General features: G+C 33.2%; 17 protein-coding genes. 10 read left to right on the top strand and 7 right to left on the bottom strand.

Features of this window, described 5'->3' with window-relative positions; all coding sequences use genetic code 11:
* Positions 1–425 precede the first annotated feature (425 nt).
* From DES33_RS04460 to DES33_RS04450, 3 genes are read right to left on the bottom strand one after another with little or no spacing between them, the layout of a single operon-like run.
* Positions 426–896 (bottom strand): GNAT family N-acetyltransferase, encoded by a 471-nt coding sequence (locus DES33_RS04460; protein WP_110058195.1) that lies wholly within the window; start codon positions 894–896, stop codon positions 426–428.
* Positions 897–948: 52 nt separating this feature from the next.
* Positions 949–1,593: a DUF3841 domain-containing protein gene (locus DES33_RS04455; RefSeq protein WP_110058194.1), complete on the bottom strand. Its 645-nt coding sequence runs from the start codon at positions 1,591–1,593 to the stop codon at positions 949–951.
* Positions 1,590–2,249 (bottom strand): YoaK family protein, encoded by a 660-nt coding sequence (locus DES33_RS04450; RefSeq protein WP_094206492.1) that lies wholly within the window; start codon positions 2,247–2,249, stop codon positions 1,590–1,592. Before DES33_RS04450 ends, DES33_RS04455 begins: the two co-directional genes overlap by 4 nt.
* 119 nt (positions 2,250–2,368) lie before the next feature.
* Between DES33_RS04450 and DES33_RS04445 the strand changes: the two genes are divergently transcribed.
* The 5 genes from DES33_RS04445 to DES33_RS04425 all read left to right on the top strand — a co-directional run bounded on the left by DES33_RS04445 (position 2,369) and on the right by DES33_RS04425 (position 4,511).
* Positions 2,369–3,475: a sulfurtransferase gene (locus DES33_RS04445; RefSeq protein ID WP_110058193.1), complete on the top strand. Its 1,107-nt coding sequence runs from the start codon at positions 2,369–2,371 to the stop codon at positions 3,473–3,475.
* Positions 3,475–3,864 (top strand): hypothetical protein, encoded by a 390-nt coding sequence (locus tag DES33_RS04440; protein ID WP_110058192.1) that lies wholly within the window; start codon positions 3,475–3,477, stop codon positions 3,862–3,864. Before DES33_RS04445 ends, DES33_RS04440 begins: the two co-directional genes overlap by 1 nt.
* Positions 3,865–3,939: 75 nt before the next feature.
* Positions 3,940–4,125 (top strand): DUF1659 domain-containing protein, encoded by a 186-nt coding sequence (locus tag DES33_RS04435; protein ID WP_110058191.1) that lies wholly within the window; start codon positions 3,940–3,942, stop codon positions 4,123–4,125.
* An 11-nt stretch (positions 4,126–4,136) separates the two neighbouring features.
* On the top strand, positions 4,137–4,355 hold the full coding sequence (locus DES33_RS04430; RefSeq protein WP_094206589.1) for a DUF2922 family protein: 219 nt from the start codon (positions 4,137–4,139) through the stop codon (positions 4,353–4,355).
* A 9-nt stretch (positions 4,356–4,364) separates the two neighbouring features.
* Positions 4,365–4,511 carry a YvrJ family protein gene (locus tag DES33_RS04425; RefSeq protein ID WP_002835918.1) on the top strand — a complete coding sequence of 49 codons (147 nt, stop codon included), beginning with the start codon at positions 4,365–4,367 and terminating at the stop codon, positions 4,509–4,511.
* 134 nt (positions 4,512–4,645) lie between these two features.
* Here DES33_RS04425 and DES33_RS04420 read toward each other — a convergent pair whose 3' ends face one another.
* Positions 4,646–5,767 (bottom strand): transglutaminase-like domain-containing protein, encoded by a 1,122-nt coding sequence (locus DES33_RS04420; protein WP_110058190.1) that lies wholly within the window; start codon positions 5,765–5,767, stop codon positions 4,646–4,648.
* 77 nt (positions 5,768–5,844) lie between these two features.
* A complete protein-coding gene (locus DES33_RS04415; protein WP_094206593.1) occupies positions 5,845–6,384 on the bottom strand; it encodes a rhodanese-like domain-containing protein in 540 nt (179 codons plus the stop codon).
* A 230-nt stretch (positions 6,385–6,614) separates the two neighbouring features.
* Here DES33_RS04415 and DES33_RS04410 point away from each other — a divergent pair, with 230 nt between their 5' ends.
* The 3 genes from DES33_RS04410 to DES33_RS04400 all read left to right on the top strand — a co-directional run bounded on the left by DES33_RS04410 (position 6,615) and on the right by DES33_RS04400 (position 10,102).
* Complete coding sequence (locus tag DES33_RS04410; protein ID WP_110058189.1) at positions 6,615–8,204, top strand: potassium/proton antiporter; 1,590 nt, start codon at positions 6,615–6,617, stop codon at positions 8,202–8,204.
* 76 nt (positions 8,205–8,280) lie between these two features.
* Complete coding sequence (locus DES33_RS04405) at positions 8,281–9,462, top strand: cation diffusion facilitator family transporter (RefSeq protein WP_110058188.1); 1,182 nt, start codon at positions 8,281–8,283, stop codon at positions 9,460–9,462.
* A 1-nt stretch (position 9,463) separates the two neighbouring features.
* The gene (locus tag DES33_RS04400) at positions 9,464–10,102 is read left to right on the top strand and encodes a phosphatase PAP2 family protein (protein WP_110058187.1); all 639 of its coding nucleotides are present in this window, start codon (positions 9,464–9,466) and stop codon (positions 10,100–10,102) included.
* A 34-nt stretch (positions 10,103–10,136) separates the two neighbouring features.
* Here DES33_RS04400 and DES33_RS04395 read toward each other — a convergent pair whose 3' ends face one another.
* Both DES33_RS04395 and DES33_RS04390 read right to left on the bottom strand, forming a co-directional pair.
* Positions 10,137–10,394, bottom strand: a complete 258-nt coding sequence (locus tag DES33_RS04395) for a hypothetical protein (protein WP_110058186.1) — start codon at positions 10,392–10,394, stop codon at positions 10,137–10,139.
* Positions 10,395–10,404: 10 nt separating this feature from the next.
* On the bottom strand, positions 10,405–10,905 hold the full coding sequence (locus DES33_RS04390) for an ECF transporter S component (RefSeq protein WP_110058185.1): 501 nt from the start codon (positions 10,903–10,905) through the stop codon (positions 10,405–10,407).
* Positions 10,906–11,304: 399 nt separating this feature from the next.
* Here DES33_RS04390 and DES33_RS04385 point away from each other — a divergent pair, with 399 nt between their 5' ends.
* Positions 11,305–16,917: a cell wall-binding repeat-containing protein gene (locus DES33_RS04385; protein WP_110058184.1), complete on the top strand. Its 5,613-nt coding sequence runs from the start codon at positions 11,305–11,307 to the stop codon at positions 16,915–16,917.
* A 255-nt stretch (positions 16,918–17,172) separates the two neighbouring features.
* Positions 17,173–21,527 (top strand): cell wall-binding repeat-containing protein (locus tag DES33_RS09785; RefSeq protein ID WP_249033610.1); only part of this gene is annotated, 4,355 nt, incomplete at its 3' end.

The following is a 21,527-nucleotide window of genomic DNA, read 5'->3' as shown; positions in this document are numbered from 1 at the left end:
GGTTTCTTCGATTTGAAACAACTTGAATTTTCTCCGTATGATATTCTTAGCAATAAGGCTTAACTGCTTTTTTGATGCTTATTAAAATACTTTATAAGGAAAAGAAAAGATGAGTAGAAAACCAAAATTACAGGTAATAATCTACGGAAAATTTTTAGAGTCAAGTTGGTCGGATTTTTTCAGAAAAATCTGAATGTAATTTTGGTAATATACTTTTTGAATTTATCTACATAGATTGTTTCAGCTCTAAATTTAAAAAATCATCAAGCACGAATATCTAGACTACGAAAATAAATAAATCCTAAGCTCATAAGCCTGAAATCGCAAACTCGCTGACGCTCAAACAGTGCGATTCTTGACGGCTTATTTCACTTGGATTTATACTTATTTTCTCCGTATGATATTCTTAGCTTTGGATGATTTTTTTATTTGCCAAGGAATTTTATATAAATTTGGCAAGGGTTCCATTCATCCCACAAATCTGGGAATACTTCTAGTTTTTTATAGCCCATGGCTTGGTAAAAGCTGTTGGTTATGTCGTATTCTTCGTAGTGACCTGTTTCTACTGTTTTTACTTGTGAATAGATGTATCCTAGTTTTCTAGCCAAATTTTCATAGGCTTCATTTAATTTTTTTCCTAGCCCTTGACGGTGGAATTTCTTTTTGATTCCCATTACAAATATATCCGCACAATCTGGGCTTGTATTATTTAAAACTACAAAACCAACAGGATTTTCTTCTAAAAAGCACGCTAAAAATGGCTTGTTTTGGGAATCTACGATATATTCTTCAGTGCTTTCTGGCATGCCGAACCATTCTGGTAAGTCATTCAAGATTTCTCTTGATATTTTTTCTTTTTCTTTTTTATTTTCTATTTCTTTAATAATAAATTCCATATTTTTCATTTCCTTTTCAATTATATTGTATCAATTAATAATTCTAAGATTTTTACAAATAGTCTATTAAATTTTCTTCTGATATATCTATTGGGTCGTCATGGTAGTATACTTTGACTATCATGTCTTCTGTGATTTCCCAGATGTTTCCTTGGACTGCGAAGATGTTCCATTCATCGATGTCGAAGATTCGTTTGTAGCTTTGATAGATTTTGTTGTATTCTTCAGGATACAAATATCTATAGTCTTCGGAGCCTATTAGAAACGGGTTGGGCATTTTGTTATCTTTTAAATATTTGTAGTATTGTTTCAAATCTTCTTCATTTAATGGTACGTAGTGGTTATTGAGTACGTAGTCCCATTTTGCTCCATCTAGATAGACTATCTTTTCTGCGGGTACTTTGAGGCAATACGCTACGGAGTTTTCGTCTGGTTTCATGCAGTTTTTGTTACTGACTGAGCACCATATTGGTAGTTTTACATCGTCAGGTTTTGGGACGATTTGTTCTGCTTGTTTGACAAAATAGGTGTATTTTTCTCTGAAAAACTCATATATGTCTCCCAAATGTTCACTTGCGTATTCCAATTTGTTTATGAATCTTTTTTCTTTTTTTAATACGTCGAGTGATCTTTTGTCTTGCATTGTGTAAAGCATTACGTATCCATTTGTTTCATTTGGGTTTTTCATTTGTTTCATTTTTTGTTCCTTTCTGTTTCGTGCATTATGATGAATGCGATGAGTATTATGACAGGAAGTATGAGTATTGATTTTGTTGAGTAGACAATTGATGTTAATGTTCCGATTATACAGCCTAGTATGAATATCAAGATTGCAGAATATGTTGTAAATGATGCTTTGAGTAGGTTGTTATCTTTTGTGTAGAAGTAGTCGATGAGTCTGTCGGTTGCTTTTTTCAAATTACCTGTGCACATTGTGGTCATTAAATCTACTCCATTGAATCTTCTAAACGCTTCGATTTGCATTGCGCATACGAATGATATGAGAAGACATGCTAATTTGTTCAAATTTTCTGGGATAAATCCAACTAATGCGAGTATTATTCCTTCAAAAACTATGATAACTTGTCTCCAATGTACTATTTTCATGTATTTGTGCTTTTTCTCAAATATTCTAACCAAAGTTGTCCCCAAAATGAATGCAATAATCGGCATAACGTAGCGCACTATTTTGTCCAAATTCCCGTAGCAAATATTAATCGAGAGTAATACGAGATTTCCTGTTTGTGCGAATGCGAAAACTCCACCACGGGTTACGTAGCTATAACTATCCAAGAATCCTCCGATTAGTGTTAGTATGAACATTATTTGTAAACTTTCAGATTTCTGTGTCATTAAATCACCTGCTTATTTGATTACATTATACCATTTTTTCATTTATAGAAAAAATCTATAAATAATTTGAACGTTATATGGTAAAATAAACTTGTAACAAATTAATTCTAGGAGGAGTTATGAAAAAACTATACAAATTATTGCTATTAGTTGCTGTTGTGAGCATGGCTTTCACTTCATGTGCTAAAAACGACGACAAAGATAACACTAAACAAGAAGAAAAAACAGAACAAAAGACTGAACAAAAATCAGAAGAAAAACAAGAAGAAAAGAAGGAAGAAGCTTCAAATAAAGAAGTTGACAGAAAAATCTTCGTCGATCCACAATATGTAAAGGATGTAATCGACGGAAAAAGCGATGTAAAAGATTACGTATTAGTTGAAGCAACTTGGGGAGAAGCTAAGGACAGCCCAGATTATTTAAAAGGTAACGGACACATCAAAGGAGCAATCCACGTTAACACAGATTCAGTAGAAGTTGGTCCAGTATGGAACTTGAGATCACCTGAAGAAATCGAAAAAGCATTACTTGCACAAGGAATTACAAAGGACAAAACAGTTATAGTTTACGGTCCTGACACTGGAGCTACAAGAGTTGCATTCACTTATATGTATGCAGGTGTTGAACACGTTAAAATTTTAAACGGTGGAATTAAAGCTTGGAAAGATAAAGGATTTGAAACTGAAACTACTGAAAACAAACCAGTCGCAGTAACTGATTTTGGAACAAAAATCCCAGCTCATCCAGAATATTTGATTTCTTTGGATCAAGCAAAAGACAAGCTTGAAAACGACAAGAACTTTCAATTAATTTCAATCAGAAGTGAAAAAGAATGGAAGGGAATTGAATCAGGATATTCTTACATTCCAAAAGCTGGTGAACCAAAAGGCGCATTGTGGGGTAAATCAGGAAAAGACAACTCTGATATGTCTTTCTACACAAACCCAGATGGAACTTACAAATCATTTGATGAAGTTAAGAAAATGTGGGAAGAACAAGGAATATCTACAGACAAAGAAATGTCATTCTACTGTGGAACAGGTTGGAGAGCAACTTTGCCATGGTTTATAGCATTTGAAAACGGATTGAACCCAACAATCTTTGATGGTGGTTGGAACGAATGGCAAATGCACAAGGAACTTCCAGTACAAGTTGGAGATCCTAAAGACAAGGACGTAGAATTCACAACAGTTGACAAATTACCAAACGACAAAGCAACAAAATAATGAAAATATTTAGAAGAATTTTATCTGTAATCCAAATCATAGCTTTATTTGCGATATTTATCGTGCATTATTTCACCAAACACAAAATGGGAATGCAACGACACGTAATGTACAAAAACATGATGTTCGAGCAACTTGTCGACATGAATATCGTAATTCCAGTTATAATAACAGTGCTTATACTGATGTTTGTGTATTTGACTTACAAAATCATCAAGCACAAAACATCCAAGCTAGAATACGTGCTGTTCGTAAATTTAGCAGTATTTGCAATATTAATGGCGGTATTTGCCAAAAATATTTTCGAATTGGATTACAACGTAGCAATCATCCTATCAGCATTGGTTGCGCTAATACAATTTATAAAAGCAACAAGCTCATCTTATTAGGTGAGCTTGTTTTTTTGAATACCAATAGTAATAACTCTCCTACAAATGTATGTATAAATGAAAGGGGGAGTGAAAATGAAAAAATTAAAAATCACTTCAGTAAATGATGTAAACGGAACACAAAAGAAAAGTTCCAAGACATTTAGTAACTTAAAATCAGGTGCTACTAACGAAAATTTGAAAAGTGCAGCAGCTGCAATCAATTCATTAGTCGATTCTGATGAAAAACATGCGTATGTAGTAGAAGAAACAGAACTTTAGGAGGTATTTAAATGCAAGAATATTTACAAATCAAAATAGGCAATGATTCAAATGAAACAATGACCATCAATTTAACTAACTATGACCGTGCGAAAACTGAACAAGAAATCAGCACAATAATGGACAAAATCTTAGAAGCAAAAACATTCACTGGCAAAAAAGATATCTACAACAAAAAAGTCTCAGCAGATGTAATAACTGTAGATAAAAAACCAATGAATATACAATAAGGATAACAAATGGACGAATTCTTAAGTTTTGTCGGTAACGTCGGCTTTCCCATTTCAGTGACAGCATTTCTTCTAATCAGAGTTGAATCCAGATTAGAAGACATCAAAATCTCCATTGAAAAGCTCAACGCCATCCTCACTAACTTAAACAGATAACCTTAATTTCATATATCATTTCCTAAAATTAAACCAACAAACCGGTAAGTCTCATGTAAGATTTACCGGTTTTTTACGTTACAAACAAAAAAATCAGCTCATTAAGAGCCAATTTTCTTACTTAAATTTACAATTTATTTTGCTTCTTCAAATTTGATGTTGTATTCAAAATCTGCTGGATTGTAGTAATCAAGAGCTTTGCCTTCTACTTCAGCGTATGGATAACCGAAGTTATTAAGTGGTTTGTCGTCTTGTTTTGGTTCAAGAATAAGATCACGTCCTGTAGTCAATGCTACACGAAGTGAATCCATTCCACCCCAATAATAATCAGCAAGTTCTTTTGTTTTTTCATCAGATTTGTCTAGTTTTTGTTTCAAAACAGCTTTCAACACATCGCCTGGATCTGCCTTAACCCAACCTTGACCTTGAAGGTAGAATTCAGACCAGCAGTGTTGACCTTTAGTTTCATCATCAGATGCTTTCTTGCTCATTCTTACACCGAAGATTTCACGTGCAGGAACGCCAGCTGCTCTACACAAAGCTACAAAAACTGAGTGAATATCAGTACATTTACCTTGTGGCATATCCAATAATTTTTCAACTTCACCAGTACCGCAACCTTTTACAGATTCGTCACGGTTCATATTAGCGATAGTCCAATCGTAAATTGCTTTTACTTTGTCCAAATCAGTAGTCTTACCTTCAGTGATTTTGTCGGCAAGTTCTTTAACTTTACCATCAACAGGCATCATGCTGTGAGGTTGTAAGAATTCCTTAAGTTCGTCCTTTTTAGCTTGGTCTTCTTTTTCAGTAAGTTCTCCTCTTTTGATTTCCTTACGTTCAGCATCAAAAGATAGTGAAACCTTACGATCAGTAGCTTCCTTGTCCCATTCAACATAAAGCATCTTGTTACCTAACTTGTCAGTAGTTTGTTGTTGTTTAGCGTGAGCTTCATCCAAATCCACCTTAACGTTAGAAATCTTTTGGTATTCTGAATCTTGTGGAATTGGTAACCACAATTTTACAGACTTGCCTTTATCGTATTTTGACAAATCAACATTTGTTGTCAAAGTTCCTTTTCTTTCTGCAAAGTTTTCTTCCTTCTTTTCTTCTTTTTTGATTTCTACCTTATTAGTGTCTTCCTTTGTAGTTTCTTCCTTCTTAGTTTCAGTAGTTTCTTGTGAGTTATTCTTAGCACATGCTGATAAACTAACCACAAATACCAATAAAAGTAAAATCTTTAATGCTTTTTTCAAAAAAACATCCTCCTTTATATATACATAATATATACATAAAATTAGGCAATATATGAAATATTGCCCAATTAAATATCTTATTTTGCTGCAGAACCTTCGATTTTATATCCTGCATCCATCCAAGCAACAATTCCGCCTGGGTGACGATATACATTTGTAAATCCAGCTTCTTTTGCGATAATTGCGCCGACATCACTTCTAGCACAACCAACAAAACCACAGTATACAACAACAGTTTTGTTTTTGTCATCTCCCAAAGCTTTCAAGAAAGCTTCTTTTTGTTCTGGTTTTAATTCGTCAGCTTTCATAGGCAATTCAGCATTTACAGCGCCAGGAATTCTGTTTTTGTCAAAAGATTTAGCTGGCATAGTGTCCACTATAACCATGTCTTTCTTTTGGTCAATCCATGAATTCAAATCTTCTGTAGATACAAGTTCATATCCACCCTTGTTGACAGCATTTACAAGTTTCATACTTGCAGTTTCAATTTTTTGTTCGTTACCATCTTTTGCAGTTCCAGGACCTTTGTTATCAGCTCCAGGAGCAGCTTTTTGGCAGCCGGTTGCCAATACTAAAATCATGGCAAACAATGTCAAAGCTTTAATGAATTTCTTCATTATGTAATCCCTCCTAAAATATTCTATATACTTATTATATCGTAAAATTTTGGAAAATTTGAGTTTTATTTATTGAAATAATTTATAAATGGGCTGTTTTCAGGGTAAATTTGTGTCATTTTCTATAAATGACATACAATTATTAGTTTTTTTATACAAATAATCAATTTACGATTATGATATACTATAATTAATTTAACGTTTTACTATCAATTTCCCAAGGAGGATTTATGTATATTTTAATCGTGGCAGTTGTGCTTTTGTTGGCGCTTTTGGCTGTTAAATTTTCAAGTAGATATGGTATTCCGTCGTTTTTATTGTTTATTATTTTAGGAATATCGTTTAATTTTTTCGGAAAAGATTTCAATAATTACAGGTTTGTGGACGAATTTTCAAGCGTCGCGCTTTTGATTATTATGTTTTACGGTGGTTTCGGTACAAATTTGAAAATGGCAAAATCTGTGACAACACAGGGAGTTATCATGGCAAGTGCAGGTGTTGTGTTAACGTCTGTTCTTACGGGAGCTTTTTGTTATTTTGTACTTAAAATCAGTTTCGTAGAATCCATGCTTTTGGGTTCTGTCGTAGGTTCCACGGATTTTGCTTCGGTGAGTTCGATTTTACGAAGCAAGAATTTGAATCTCAAATACTCCACTGCATCAATGCTTGAAATTGAAAGTGGTTCTAACGACCCGACAGCTTACACTATGACTATGATTTTCTTGTCGATTTTGATAGGGTCTAAGACTTCTGTGTTTAAACTAATTCTTCTTCAAGTTGGAATTGGGCTGTTGGTAGGATTTTTGATGGCAAAATTGACCGAAAAATTGATTTTCAAGATAGATTTCTCACAAGACGGTCTGTTTACTGTTCTGATTATTTCCTGCGCACTTCTAACCTTTGCGATTAGCAAGAATTTGGGAGGAAATGCGTTCTTGTCAGTGTATGTACTGGGAATTATGATTGGGAATTTGGAATATTATAGGAAGAAAGAGGTTGTGTTCTTCTTCGACGGTTTTTCGGGAATAATGCAAATTGGTTTGTTCTTTTTGCTGGGACTTTTGGCAGATCCAAAAAGTATCGTGAAGGCTATTCCTGTGGCTTTCTTGGTGATGGTTTTTATCACAATTATTGCAAGACCATTGGCGAGTATACTGCTTTTGAAACCTTTTGGATACAAGAAAAACCAGCTTATTGTAATTTCTGCGGCGGGTTTCAGAGGTGCGGCTGCGATTGCTTTTGCGATTATGGTTATCAACAGTAACGCAAAGTTATCTGTGGATTTGTTCCACATAATTTTCGTGATTTGTCTGTTGTCTTGTTTAATTCAAGGATCCCTTTTCCCGATTATTTGTAGGAAAACCGATATGATTGATCCCGACGATACTGTCCTTAAAACTTTCAATTATTACAGTTCTAAAAGCGATGTTGGTTTTATCGAAACGAAAATAAATGAGCACAGTGAACTTGTAGGAAAAAAGGTTAGCGAGATTGGGCTTCACTTCGATATAATTGTTGCAAAAATTATAAGAGATAACAAACTTGTAGTTCCACGTGGCGATACTGTGATTTGTGCAGATGACACTGTTATAATTGGCGGTAAATCTTATTTTGATCCGACAGGTTACGGCTTGGTTGAAATCACAATTAGTGACAAGAACAACTGGAATGGCAAGAAGTTAAAGGATATCGATATGATTGACACAGAACTTGTGGTTATGATTCAATCAAAGAACGGCGAAATCATCGTTCCTTCGGGCAATGTTACGCTTAATGTTGGGGATAAGTTGATTATTCTAAAAGAAACAGTAAGATTGTAAATATTTTGTTAATTGTGAACATTTGATATAAACTCTGATATAATAATAAAATAATTACATTTTAAGGAAGGATTTTATGATAGATTTTTTGATTCAAAAATTTGTTAAAAATTACGAGGACACGCAAAGCTTCACTACGCGTAGATCATACGGGAATTTGAGCAGTGCTGTGGGATTGTTCATTAACTTATTTTTGTTTTCTACTAAACTAATAATAGGATTACTCACTAATTCCATAGCGATAATGGCTGATGCTATCAACAATTTATCGGATTGTTTCAGTATTATTCTGATGGTTCTAAGCTTTAGTATGAGCACGAAACCCGCCGATGAAAAACATCCGTACGGTCATTCACGATTGGAGTACATCTTCTCGTCATTGATTACGATTTTGGTCATTTATATCGGGGTGAAATTGGTCGTTGCATCATTTAAGAAGATTATTCATCCAGAAATTATCACATTCAACATATATTCGTTGATTGTTCTAATAGTAGCGATTGTGGCGAAGTTTTGGCTTAGCAAATTCTACTACAAAATTTCCAAGAAAATCGACTCTGATTTGTTGATGGCAACATCTGTGGATTCAAAAAGCGACTGCATATCCACATCCATCGTACTTATATCTGTTGTAGTGTTCAAATTGACGCACCTTAACATCGACGCATACATCGGACTTTTGGGTGGTGTTATCATCATCAAAAACGGATTTGAAATGATAACTGACACTGTGGACAAACTTTTGGGAACGGGTGCATCTAGAAAATTCGAGCGTGAAATCACCGATTTCATCACATCATACGACGGTATTTACGGGGCGCACGATTTGAGAGTTCACGATTACGGTCCAGGTCACATCTTCATAACTGTGGATGTCGAAGTGAACAGCTCCGAAGAATTCATCAAACTTCACTCATTGGTAGACAAAATCGAGAGAGATTTGATAGAAAAAAAGGGCGTGTATTCGACGATTCACATGGATCCGTTGGCAGTCAACAATCCGAAAGTTCAAAACTTACACGAAATTGTCGCAAAAATCATCGACGATGTAAACGACGAATGGATATTGAACGATTTTAGGATTTGTCCTAAAAAAGAAGGCGATGAGATGATTTTTGACATCAGAGTAGATATAGATGAAAAAATGGAAGACAAGCAAATAGTCGATATTGTGAAAGGCAAAATCCTATCACAAATCACTGACTACAAGCCAATTATAGCGATTACAAGAGGATATCAAAGAAGAAACTTTTATTAAAATGAAAAACATTAAACGAATTTACGATCAAAATCCACTCAAATTCATACTTGAAGTCTACGCAGTGTATTTGGTGTGGTTTTTTGCAATGGAAAAAATACCCAATAGAAATTATCACATAGTATATTCGAAACTAGACGACTACATTCCTTTTTATAAACCAGCGATACTTATGTACTCGTCGTGGTTTTTGATGCTAGTGATACCATTTGTCTACCTTTTGAAGAGAAAATCATACGATAATATGTACGACATAATTATCCCGATGTTTTCTGTGATGTTCATATCACTGATAATTTATATGATATATCCGACAGCACTTGACATCAGAGTAACAGATATCACTGGAAATGATATTTGTTCGTGGATAATAAAAGGAATTCACAAGATAGACCCGCCAAATAACGTGTGTCCAAGCATTCACGTATCCACAACCGTGATAATCGACAACCAGTTTAGAAGAATATTGAAAAATAAAGGAAAATCGAAGGTTTTATTCTTATTGTGGGATGTGGGAATTTGCATAAGCACAATGCTTGTAAAACAACACAGCATTATCGATGTAGTGTGTGGAATTATTCTAGCTCATGTTATACTTTTCGTATTCAACAAAAAACAAAACACAGCTTATCACTATTAGTGACAGGCTGTGTTTTTTTAGTTTGAAGAATAATTTATTTGTTTGAAACTGGGAAAACAAATGATAATATCATTAAAATCGCAAACGCGAAAATTGATATAACATTGATTATAACGTGCAATAATCTGAGATTTTTGTTGGATATTTGATTTCGTAGCGCTAAATTCAAAATAGCGAACGGAATCAAACACAACAAAACAAAACCTTGTTGACCGAATCCATCAAAAAATATCAGCCCGATTAATACAATAATTTGTGCCAAATAAGACAAAGGTATTAATAATTTCTTCATAAAATACACTCTAGTCTTTCAATATAGATTCAGTTATTTTCAAAAATCTCTTCCAAATAAGTGCGAATATCACAAAATTCACAGCAGCTTGGACTGAGTTTGGAAGAATTGTAGCGATTGCTGTTTTGTTTCCGTAAAGAATTACAGATGTGAAGTAATATCCCACGACCATCACCAATTCGCAAATAATTCCAGCAATTAGAACGGTAGATGTTTTTTGATTGTTGATTTTCTTCAAGAACAATCCCATTACAAGTGCCATCAATCCTTTGACCACGAATGTAAAAGGTGCAAACGCTGCATAACCAAGCAACAAATCTGCTAAGCTTGATCCAAACGCAGCGGAAATCATTCCTATAACTGGTCCGAATGCGACAGTGGATAATAATATAATGAAGTCCCCAAGATTAACATAACCCATCGCAGGTGACACTGGGATTTTGATTACCATTGTAAAAAACGTTGTTAGCGCAATGAAAATCGCAGTTGTAGTAATTTTTCTAGTGTTCATTTAATCCTCCTCATTTTTATATTATAGAGTATTTGTGTGGTGGTTAATAGTAACAAATTCTGAAAAAATTATGGTAACAGATTTCATAATAAAATTTGTTTGAAAAAATATTTTTGAAAAATAATGTAACAAAAGGACACGTTTTACACATTATTATTCAATTAAATAATAAAAAAACAATGAACAATAAATGTTATCAGTAATTTGTCCAAATAAAACAACTTAATTTGCAAAATGTGAGGATTTTTCTCTTTATTTTGATGAAAACGATAGAAGTATATTTATAAAATATGATTTTAAAAATTAGTTTGACATTTACAATTTAGTTAAGTAAAATTATGTTAAGAGCAAAAGGTAAATATTTTGCCGATTTTGCATATAAAAAAATAGGAGGGAAATATGAAACCATATTCCAAAAAGTTTTTAGCTAGTGTGTTATTGTTTTCATTGGTATTACCAACTGCAACAACATTTGCAACTAATCAAACAGATAGCACTACATATGCTAAACTTCAAGAACAAGGCGTGAAGGCAGATGAAGAAGTCAAAGTTATCGTAGAAACTAGTGACAAAGCTGCTATCGAAAGAGAACCAAACGTAAGAAGTGCGAGATTCTCAAAGGCTGTAAGGGCATCTGAAACAGATGTTAGGAAAACTGCGTCCAAAATCGAATCTAAGTTGAAAAAAGAAAACGTTAAAGTAGACAAAGATGAAGAATTTTCTGCAGTTATCACAGGTTTCTCAGCCAAAGTTAAAGCAAAAGACATCGACAAATTGAGAAAACAACCAGGAGTTAAAAAGATTACAACTCAAATGAAGGCTGAAAGACCAAAAGGAGGAGCATCTCCAAACTTGGCTTCAGCTCCAGGAATGATTAAGGCTAATACTTTGTGGGATCAATACGATTTCTCAGGACAAGGAATGTTAGTTAGTATCATAGACACAGGTGTCGATCCATCTCACAAAGACATGAAACTATCTTCTGATGTTAAATCAAGATATAACAGTGAAGCTGAAGTCAATAAAGTTATCAAAGAAAACCAATTAAAAGGTAAATGGCACAGCAAGAAGGTTCCTTATGGATACAACTATGCTGATGAATCCCAAGAAATCAGAGATTCTGGTATCGGTGGATTCCACGGAATGCACGTAGCTGGTATAGTTGCTGCAAATGGTGATACAGAAAACGAAGGAGTAAGGGGTGTAGCACCAAACGCACAATTATTAGCGATGAAGGTATTCAGTAACGATGCATTAGTATCTACAGTTTACGAAGAAGTATGGTTGAAAGCGATTGACGATTCCATCAAACTTGGTGCAGACGTATTGAATATGAGTTTGGGAATGGGATCAGGATACAGTAGAGATGGAATATCTCCTACTAACGCAGCATTCAACAAAGCAAGAAAAGCTGGAGTTGTATGTTCAGTAGCCATGGGTAATGACCGTGTTACAAACTGGGGTGGCGAAGGCAAGACAAATTTAGCGATTAACCCTGACTTTGGTACTACAGGACACCCTGCAGTTGCAGATCCATCTTATGCAGTAGCATCAATGGAAAACACAAACCTTAAAGGAAGAAATGTTTTAGTTGAAGGAAAAGATATTGCTATTTCAACAGGTACTGCAGAAGGTGCAGATGAAGATACAACTACAGGAATGAGACAATACGTTCACGTTGGTTTAGGAAATACTGAAGAACAATACAACGGACAAGATGTAACTGGTAAAATCGTTCTTGCACAAAGAGGAGCTGCTTCATTTAACGAAAAGGCTGTATTGGCAAAATCAAAAGGTGCAGCTGGTATCGTAATTTACAACACTCCAGATGGCAACAACTTGTCATTTATGTCTGGAATGGAAAATAAAGAATTCCCTTCTGTATTTATTAGCAACGAAGACGGATTAAAATTAATTGAATTATTAAAAGAAAACCCAGAACAAAAAATAAACATTACAGAAGTAAAGTCTGTTAAGAATCCACAAGGTGGACAAATGAGCACATTCTCATCTTGGGGAATCACTCCTGATTTGAGATTAAAACCAGACATCGCAGGTGTTGGTGGTAACATTTATTCAACAATAAATGAAGATAAATACACATTAATGAGCGGTACATCTATGGCAACTCCACAAGTTGCAGGTGCAAGTGCATTAGTTATGCAAAGATTGTACAAAGATGGTTGGTTGAAGAGAACTGCTGATGGAAAACCAGACCCAATCCAAGAATACTTGACAGTTTTGGTTATGATGAACACAGCAACTCCTGTAAAAGACACAGAAGTAGAAGGCGCTTCATTGTACACACCAAAACAACAAGGTGCAGGTCTTGTTAACCTTGAAAATGTTGTTAAGACAAATGTAACTGTAACGGCTACAGGTGGAAAAGATACAAAAGAAGATGGTAAATTAGAACTTGGAGAAGTTGGAGATCAATTTAATGCAACATTCAAATTGAAAAACTACTCTAAAAAAGACATCACATTTACACCAAAATACATCTCATTAAAAGATGAAGTTAAAGATGGAAGATACACAGAACATTCATCCGTTGCAGAAGAAAAAACATTACCACAAGTTACAGTAAAAGCTAACAGTGAAGTTGAATACAAAGCAACAATATCTACAAAAGGAATTGATAAGAATCAATTTGCACAAGGATATGTAATGTTCGAATCAGAAACTAATCCTACACTTTCAGTTCCTTATACAGGATTTAAGGGAGATTGGTCACAACCACAATTCTTGGACAACATGCCTGATTTCAGTAAAGATGTAAACTACAAGCCAATAGAATATCCTAATGGTGGAGTAGACAAATCAGGATTTATGAGAAGACAAGAAAAAGGTGGATGGAACTACTGGAACGCTTGGAATGTCGACGGCAAACCAACTGTATTCGTTAATTCAAATAAACAAGAAGGAATGAATGTTGAAGTTGCACCAGTAATCACAATCATGAGAAACGCTCTTGATGTAAAATACGACATCTTGGATAAAGATGGCAAAACATTGAGAAACTTATTCATCGACCCAATTCTTCTAAAAGTTAATGGATTGTACAAAGACAATGGTAGATACAACTTTGAATACATTCCTGGTGGAGCAGCTTGGGATTTCAAAGATCAAAACGGAAATCCAGTTGAAGAAGGACAATACATCTATCAAATCACAGGACACGTTGATTACAAAGATGCTAAAGAACAAAAATATCAATACAACATATTGTTAGATAACCAAGCACCAAAACTAAGCTACAAATACGACAAAGAAAACAGAACAATAACTGTAACTGCAAAAGACGACAGAGCAGGTGTATTTAGCGTAGGATACGAAAACACAAAAACTGGTGAATGGTACGAACAAGAAGTTAGAAAAGACGAACAATTCAGTAATGTTGGAATAGTAAGAGATTACTCTTATACATTCAAAATAGCTGATGGATTTGACTTGGCTAACTTAAGCATTTACGCTTGGGATAACTCCAGAAATGTTCAAGGAATGGATATAGATACAGGAATAGCTTCTAAAATTGAAATCAAACCAATAGAATTGAAAGTAAATGATCCAATTCCAGAATTAGAACAAATCAAAGAACACATCGTTGGATTACCAAAAGATGCAGAAGTTAGAATATTGGAAAATAATGTTAAAACTACAGAAAATCCTGGTGAATTTGGAATTAGAGTATCTGTTAAGATTGGCGATATGGAAACATATTACTGGATTCCAGTTGTTATAAAAGGTGAAGAAAAACCAGAAGAACCACAACCAGAACAACCACAAGAAAAAGATCAAACAGTTTACACAATGCCTGTAATCAGAGTAGATAGCCCAGATTACTATCAAGCATTTGGTAAATACGAAGACGAAAAAGACCCAGAAGCTTACAAGAAGATTAACGTTAAAGGTAATGTTACAAAAGTAGATCAATTAGACAAGTTAACATTAACTATAACTAGAGATGGTAAACAAGTTGAAGGAACAAAAGCTCAAGAAATCAAATTCAACAAAGAAGGAGACAGCAGTTACTCATTCGACCATGAATTAGATATTTCTAACTTAGCTGACGGATATGTTTACGAATTACAAATCAAAGCTGAAGGATTAAACGTTAGAGGAGACAGCATCGAAGATACTATAATCAGAAGAATCAGAAAAGACTTCGAAGCTCCAACAATTGAATACACTGTAGTACGTGAAGATGAAAAATCTCCAATGGCTACAATCAAAGCAAAAGGTCATGAAAATATGACATACTTCGAAATGTATCTTAACGAATCAATGCTAACAAGAATTGACAAAACTTGGGATAATTTCGAAATTGAAGAAGGAATTTCTGGGGGATTTGAAATAGAAGTTCCATTGGAAATTGGCGAAAACAAATTCCAAATCAAAGCATACGACGATGCTGGAAATGAAGCAATTGAAGAAGTTGTAATCAACAGAAAAGATCCTAATGCAGTAGATCCAGTTGATACAAAAGATTTATTAGACAATATTCTTAAAGCAAAATCAATTGTAGAAGTTTCTGAAAAATACGCTGTTACAGAAGAACAAATAGCTGAAATTAACAAATTAATCGAAGAAGCAAAAACTGTTATAAATGAACAACAACCACAAGAAAAGGTTGATGAAATTAATAACAAATTAACAGAAGCATTAGCTAATATCAAAGAAAAAGAAATTGAAAAAGCTAATAAAACACAACTTATCGGTCAAAAAGAAGATGCAGAAGAATTGTTGAAGAAGAAAGATAAATACGTTCTTGATGAACAACAAGAAAAAGCATTACAAGATTTGATCAAAAAAGCTGAAGATTTAGTTAAGAAAGAAGATGCAACTCAAGAAGAAGTTGACACATTAGCTAAAGAAATCAAAGACTCATTAGCTACAATTAAAGAAAAAGAAGTTGAAAAAGCTGATACTAAAGAACTTCAAAATCAAAAAACAAATGCTGAAGAATTGTTAAATAAGAAAGAAGAAAATAAACTTAATGAACAACAAGAAAAAGCATTACAAGATTTGATCAAAAAAGCTGAAGATTTAGTTAAGAAAGAAGATGCAACTCAAGAAGAAGTTGACAAGCTAGCTAAAGAAATCAAAGATGAAATAGCTAAGATTAAAGAAAATACTACAACTCCAGATGAAAAAGAAATCAAAACAGAAAGAGTGGCAGGAAGAAGCAGAATTGAAACAGCAGTAGAAGTTTCCAAGAAATACTACGAATCAGCTGATACAGTAATCATAGCAAACTACGAAAAATTTGCAGACAGCTTATCAGCATCAGCATTATCAAAACAATTAAAAGCACCAATCTTGTTAGTTAAAAAAGATCAATTAGATTCAGTAGTAGCACAAGAAATCAAGAGATTAGGCGCTAAGAATGTAATCGTAATAGGTGGAAATCACTCAGTTGACAAAGCTAAAAACAGCTTATCACAATACAACGTACAAACAATAGCTGGTTCTAATAGATACGAAACAAGTGCAAAAATCGCACAAGAAGTAATCAAACTAACAGGAACTAAAAAAGCTGTAGTAGCAAGCGGAGAAAACTTCGCAGACGCATTGACAGTAGCGCCATTAGCAAACAAAAACAACATGGCAATACTACTTGTACAACCAAACAACATACCAAAAGCAACACAAGAAGTATTGAAACAAATGGATGAAGTATTAGTAGTAGGTGGAGAATTAACAATCTCCAAAGAAGTAGAAAACAAACTACCAAACCCTACAAGAATTGCAGGAGCAAACCGTTACGACACTGCTAAGAAGATTTACGAACACGGCTTCAAAGACAGTAAAGAAGTTAACATCGCAAACGGAACAAACTTTGCGGATAGCTTAGTAATAGGCTCCATCGATTGCCCAATATTATTAGCAGAAGCAAATGAAATTCCAGAAGCTACAAAACAAGCTTTCGAAGAATCAAAATTTGAAAAAGTTAATGTATTTGGTGGAGAAAACTCAATAAGTGAATCAGTTGTAAAAGAATTGATTAAATAGAGTAAGAAAAGTCGCACGAATTTTATGGGTCACCATATTATCGTGTGACTTTTTGTGCCTATTTATTGAAAAAATAAATAAATGAGATTTACTGTAAAATGCACAATTATAGAGTGGATATATGTATGAAAACAGAAAAATAATAGATGAATGGCTATTATAAAGCTTATTTATTCAAAATCACAATATATAATTTGTTGTTTTATATTGTAGATTAATGATATTCTAAAAGAGAATATACTTCAAGGAGGAATTATGAAGAATTTAACAAGCAAAATAGCAAAGCAGTTACTAGCCATGTTACTAGTATTTAATATGGTGCTATCTGTTATTGCTCCAGCTGTATCATTTGCAAATGCAGATGAAGACAACAGAATACTATCTGTTGTAGATGAAGAAGGGAAAGCATTTAATGAAAAAGTAGAAATTCTTTTCAAAGACGTAAATGCTAATAAAGAATACAGTGTGATTACCCAAAATGGTAAAATTGAATTGTCTAAATTACCAAAAAACACTGCATTAAATGTAGAGTTCAAAAACAAAAGTGATATTAAAAATTATGATCTTTTAGATTTTCAAGGAAATTTTAGTTATATTTATAACAATTCACACTTTGTAGTTGACAATGGAAGTTCTGATAAATCTGAAAAAAAATTAGATAAGATTAGAATTAAGAAAGTTAGTCCGATGGAAGTTAAGGTTCTCGATGAACAAGGATATTTAATTACAGAGCCAATAGAATTTTTACTTACTGACAAATTTAACGGAATATCTCCAACACTTACATCAAAAGATGGATACTTGGATTTTTCAGTAATAGAAATAAAAAATCCTAATAATTTCTTTCAAGCTAAGGTGTCATTTCCTAAAGACAACAAGCTAAAATTAAAATATGCTTCTGATAATCAAGACGCAATGGATATTGCTTTCAATAAAGAAAATACAGAAGTACAAGTAATTCAAGAAGGAGGATTCATGGCTAGACGAAATCATTCAATAATAATTGAAGGATACAAGAGACCAGAAAAAAATCCTGAAGAAACAGAAACTCCAGCCGAAAATAACAAGGATTATCAATTAGAAATATTAGATTCAAAAACTAATAAAAAGATAACTGAAGAAATTGAATTCAAATTTGTCGATACTTGGGATGAAGATGAAGAATATCCTCAAAACATAAAAAGCAAAGACGGTATTTTAGATTTGTCAAAAATCGAAGACAAAGATGCTATGTACGACGTATCTATAGTTAATAATGATAAATATAAAATAACAAATCTTTTAACTGCAGATGGAAAACCAGCAAATATTAAATTTAATGGTAAAGAAATTCAAGCATCTGATGGATCAGGTAAACCAGCCGTTTTAAAATCATTGGTATTAGAAAATACAAAACCAGAAACTAAGCCTACAGTTGACAATGATTACAAATTAGAAATATTAGATTCAAAAACTAATAAAAAAATAACTGAAGAAATTGAATTTAAATTTGTCGATGCATGGCCATTTGGTGAAGATGTATACACTAAAAACATCAAAAGCAAAGATGGCATTTTAGATTTATCACAATTGGAAGACAAAGATACTATGTACGATGTATCTATCGTTAATAATGATAAATATAAAATAACAAATCTATTTACTGCAGATAAAAAACCAGCACATATCAAATTTGATGGTAAAGAAATCAAAGCATCTGATGGATCAGGTAAGCCAGTTGTTTTAAAATCTTTGGTATTAGAAAATACAAAACCTGAAGAAAAAGAATTAAAAAATAGAGAAATTACAACTATTCAAGACATTAAAGTAGAATATGAAGATGGAAAACCTGTTGAAGATAACTTACATTTCCATACTTTCAACAAAGAAAACAAGGATATGCATGATTACTATACAAAAGATGGATATCTAAAAGGAGTTAAAGCTCCAGTTGGAAGTAGAATGAAATTGGGATTAGCAGAACTTACAGAATTTTTAACTTTAACAAACGGAAAAGTTCCACACAGATATTTCAACTATATTTGGTTCAAAACTGATAACAAATCAGTAGCTAAAAGTTACGACATTCAAACTAAACAAACTGGCGAAAAAATTGAAAAAATCATAGTAGTTGAACGTCAAAGCTTAATTGGTAATGAACCTAAGAACAAAGAAAGAGCAAATATTTCTATTGATGTATATGATACAACAGCTAAAAGAAAACTAAATGAAAAAACTGTTTTATTTAGCTTAGTTGGTGCTCACCAAGAAGAAACAGTTGAAGCAAAAGATGGTAGACTTGATTTAGATTTATACAAAGATACAATGTATACAATCAAATTAGATGCTTCAATACAACATCCATACAAATCAGATGGAATTAGAATTCAAACAAAAGACGGCAAAACTCTTTTAGATGAACAAGGAAATAAACTAGATAGAATTGATGTTTTCCAAGGCTCATATTTATCAAGAATTTATGTTATTCATGGTCAAAAACATGTTAACAAAGATATTAAATTCAGAATAGAAGAAGTTGGTAATCCAAATAATGTTCAAATTAGATCAAAAGAAGGTCTTTTCTTGAATATGGATGTTATGATGGATAAAACATACAAGATTTCCATGGAAGGCAAAGATGATGAATACTACATGGAAAAACCAATTGAATTTAAATTAGCTAAATCTCCAGATGATGGTTTATATTGGCCAATGGTTGATGATAGATATCCTGAACAAGGCAAAGACCACAAATTAAAAGCAGTATTCTTGAAGAGATACGATGGTAAAGACAATGAATTACCAGGATTAGACGACAATACTGATTGTCCAACTTGTCCAGGAAAACCAGAAGCAGAAGAAGAAGAACCACAATCATCATGCAATGTATCTACAGTAAAAATCAAAACAAAACCAATTAATGTTGAAATACCTGAAGGTGCAGATAAAAATGACCTTGTATTCAAATTGTTCAACTCAAGTAAACAAAGATATGAAGGTGAATTCAAATTAAACGAAAATAATCAATTACAAGCATTGGATTTGTATGAACATAATTCATATTTCATTCAATTAGTATCAAAAGATTATAAAATGTTTAACCAATATATTCAAGCATATAAAAACAACGAATACGCATATAACTTTAAGAAAAATATGCTTCAAGACAAATTAGTTGTAACTAAGAAAACTCCATTCGAAGGACTTAAAACGGATGTCGAAAGAATGTTGGCAAATTTGACTAATGGAACAGATGGTAAACATCAATTTAATTTAAGATTAATTAACAAAGGTCAAATTGTACCAAATACAAAAATTAGATTCTCTAGTGAATTTGATACATTTGAAGTGACATCCGATAACAAGGGCGTAATAAAAGTAAGATTGTACGAAGATGTAACATATAATTTGAGATCTCTTGATGACAAATATGTTATAGATACCTTCCCATTAGTTGTTAAAGATAAAACTGAATGGGGAACAGAAGGCACTAAGCTTTTATTCGATCATTCTTCATGTAACGGAATCCAAGATATTAAATTAATCGATGCTAAACAAGGAAAAGTTAATGGACAAGTAACTTGCAAACCAGGAAACACAACAATAACTGGTGCTGATTTCAAACAATTAAGCTTATTAGCATATCACTTAGATAATAACAATTATCCAATGCTTAAAGGCAAAGAAGCGATGGTATTGGATTTAGTATTAATCAATAGCATGAGACAAAACTGTGAAAAATCAAAATTTGCAGATGGAGATTTCACTATTTTAAGAAAACTTCCAACAGGAAAAGAAGTAGCAGATGTCTATTTCATTAACAAAGATAATACTAAAGAAAAATTAACATTTGAACAAAAAGATAATATTGTTAAAATAACAGGCGTTCATTCTTTGGGAATTAAACCACTTGTAATAGAATACAAATCAAATCAAGTTGAATTCCCAGAACAAAAAGTAGAAAGAGTAGCAGGAAGAAGCAGAATTGAAACAGCAGTAGAAGTATCCAAAAAATACTACAAATCTGCCGAAACAGTAATCGTAGCAAACTACGAAAAATTCTCAGACAGCTTATCTGCATCAGCATTATCAAAAGCATTAAAAGCACCAATCTTGCTAGTTAAAAAAGATCAATTAGATTCAGTAGTAGCACAAGAAATCAAAAGACTTGGAGCTAAAAATGTAGTTGTAATAGGTGGAGAACAATCAATCGACAAAACAAAAGGCAGCCTATCACAATACAACGTTAGAACAATAGCAGGGGCTAATCGTTATGAAACAAGTGCAAAAATCGCACAAGAAGTAATCAAACTAACAGGAACAAAGAAAGCTGTAGTAGCAAGCGGAGAAACATTCGCAGATGCATTGACAGTAGCACCACTAGCAAACAAAAATAACATGCCAATACTACTTGTACAACAAAACAACATACCAAAAGCAACACAAGAAGTATTGAAACAAATGGATGAAGTATTAGTAGTGGGTGGAGAATTAACAATCTCCAAAGAAGTAGCAAACAAACTACCAAACGCTACAAGAATTGCAGGAGCAAACCGTTACGACACTGCTAAGAAGATTTACGAACACGGCTTCAAAGACAGTAAAGAAGTTAACATCGCAAACGGAACAAC

Origin of the sequence: Finegoldia magna (genome assembly GCF_003182075.1) — a bacterium.
GTDB lineage: Bacteria > Bacillota > Clostridia > Tissierellales > Peptoniphilaceae > Finegoldia > Finegoldia magna.
The sequence above is the reverse complement of the archived record's forward strand: the minus strand, read 5'-3'. Positions and strand labels throughout refer to the sequence as shown.

What these genes read in the sequence shown, in the direction of transcription:
- DES33_RS04460 (WP_110058195.1), bottom strand. Translation starts at nt 896, where the DNA reads ATGGAATTTATTATTAAAGAAATAGAAAATAAAAAAGAAAAAGAAAAA.
- DES33_RS04455 (WP_110058194.1), bottom strand. Translation starts at nt 1,593, where the DNA reads ATGAAACAAATGAAAAACCCAAATGAAACAAATGGATACGTAATGCTT.
- DES33_RS04450 (WP_094206492.1), bottom strand. Translation starts at nt 2,249, where the DNA reads ATGACACAGAAATCTGAAAGTTTACAAATAATGTTCATACTAACACTA.
- DES33_RS04445 (WP_110058193.1), top strand. Translation starts at nt 2,369, where the DNA reads ATGAAAAAACTATACAAATTATTGCTATTAGTTGCTGTTGTGAGCATG.
- DES33_RS04440 (WP_110058192.1), top strand. Translation starts at nt 3,475, where the DNA reads ATGAAAATATTTAGAAGAATTTTATCTGTAATCCAAATCATAGCTTTA.
- DES33_RS04435 (WP_110058191.1), top strand. Translation starts at nt 3,940, where the DNA reads ATGAAAAAATTAAAAATCACTTCAGTAAATGATGTAAACGGAACACAA.
- DES33_RS04430 (WP_094206589.1), top strand. Translation starts at nt 4,137, where the DNA reads ATGCAAGAATATTTACAAATCAAAATAGGCAATGATTCAAATGAAACA.
- DES33_RS04425 (WP_002835918.1), top strand. Translation starts at nt 4,365, where the DNA reads ATGGACGAATTCTTAAGTTTTGTCGGTAACGTCGGCTTTCCCATTTCA.
- DES33_RS04415 (WP_094206593.1), bottom strand. Translation starts at nt 6,384, where the DNA reads ATGAAGAAATTCATTAAAGCTTTGACATTGTTTGCCATGATTTTAGTA.
- DES33_RS04410 (WP_110058189.1), top strand. Translation starts at nt 6,615, where the DNA reads ATGTATATTTTAATCGTGGCAGTTGTGCTTTTGTTGGCGCTTTTGGCT.
- DES33_RS04405 (WP_110058188.1), top strand. Translation starts at nt 8,281, where the DNA reads ATGATAGATTTTTTGATTCAAAAATTTGTTAAAAATTACGAGGACACG.
- DES33_RS04400 (WP_110058187.1), top strand. Translation starts at nt 9,464, where the DNA reads ATGAAAAACATTAAACGAATTTACGATCAAAATCCACTCAAATTCATA.
- DES33_RS04395 (WP_110058186.1), bottom strand. Translation starts at nt 10,394, where the DNA reads ATGAAGAAATTATTAATACCTTTGTCTTATTTGGCACAAATTATTGTA.
- DES33_RS04390 (WP_110058185.1), bottom strand. Translation starts at nt 10,905, where the DNA reads ATGAACACTAGAAAAATTACTACAACTGCGATTTTCATTGCGCTAACA.
- DES33_RS04385 (WP_110058184.1), top strand. Translation starts at nt 11,305, where the DNA reads ATGAAACCATATTCCAAAAAGTTTTTAGCTAGTGTGTTATTGTTTTCA.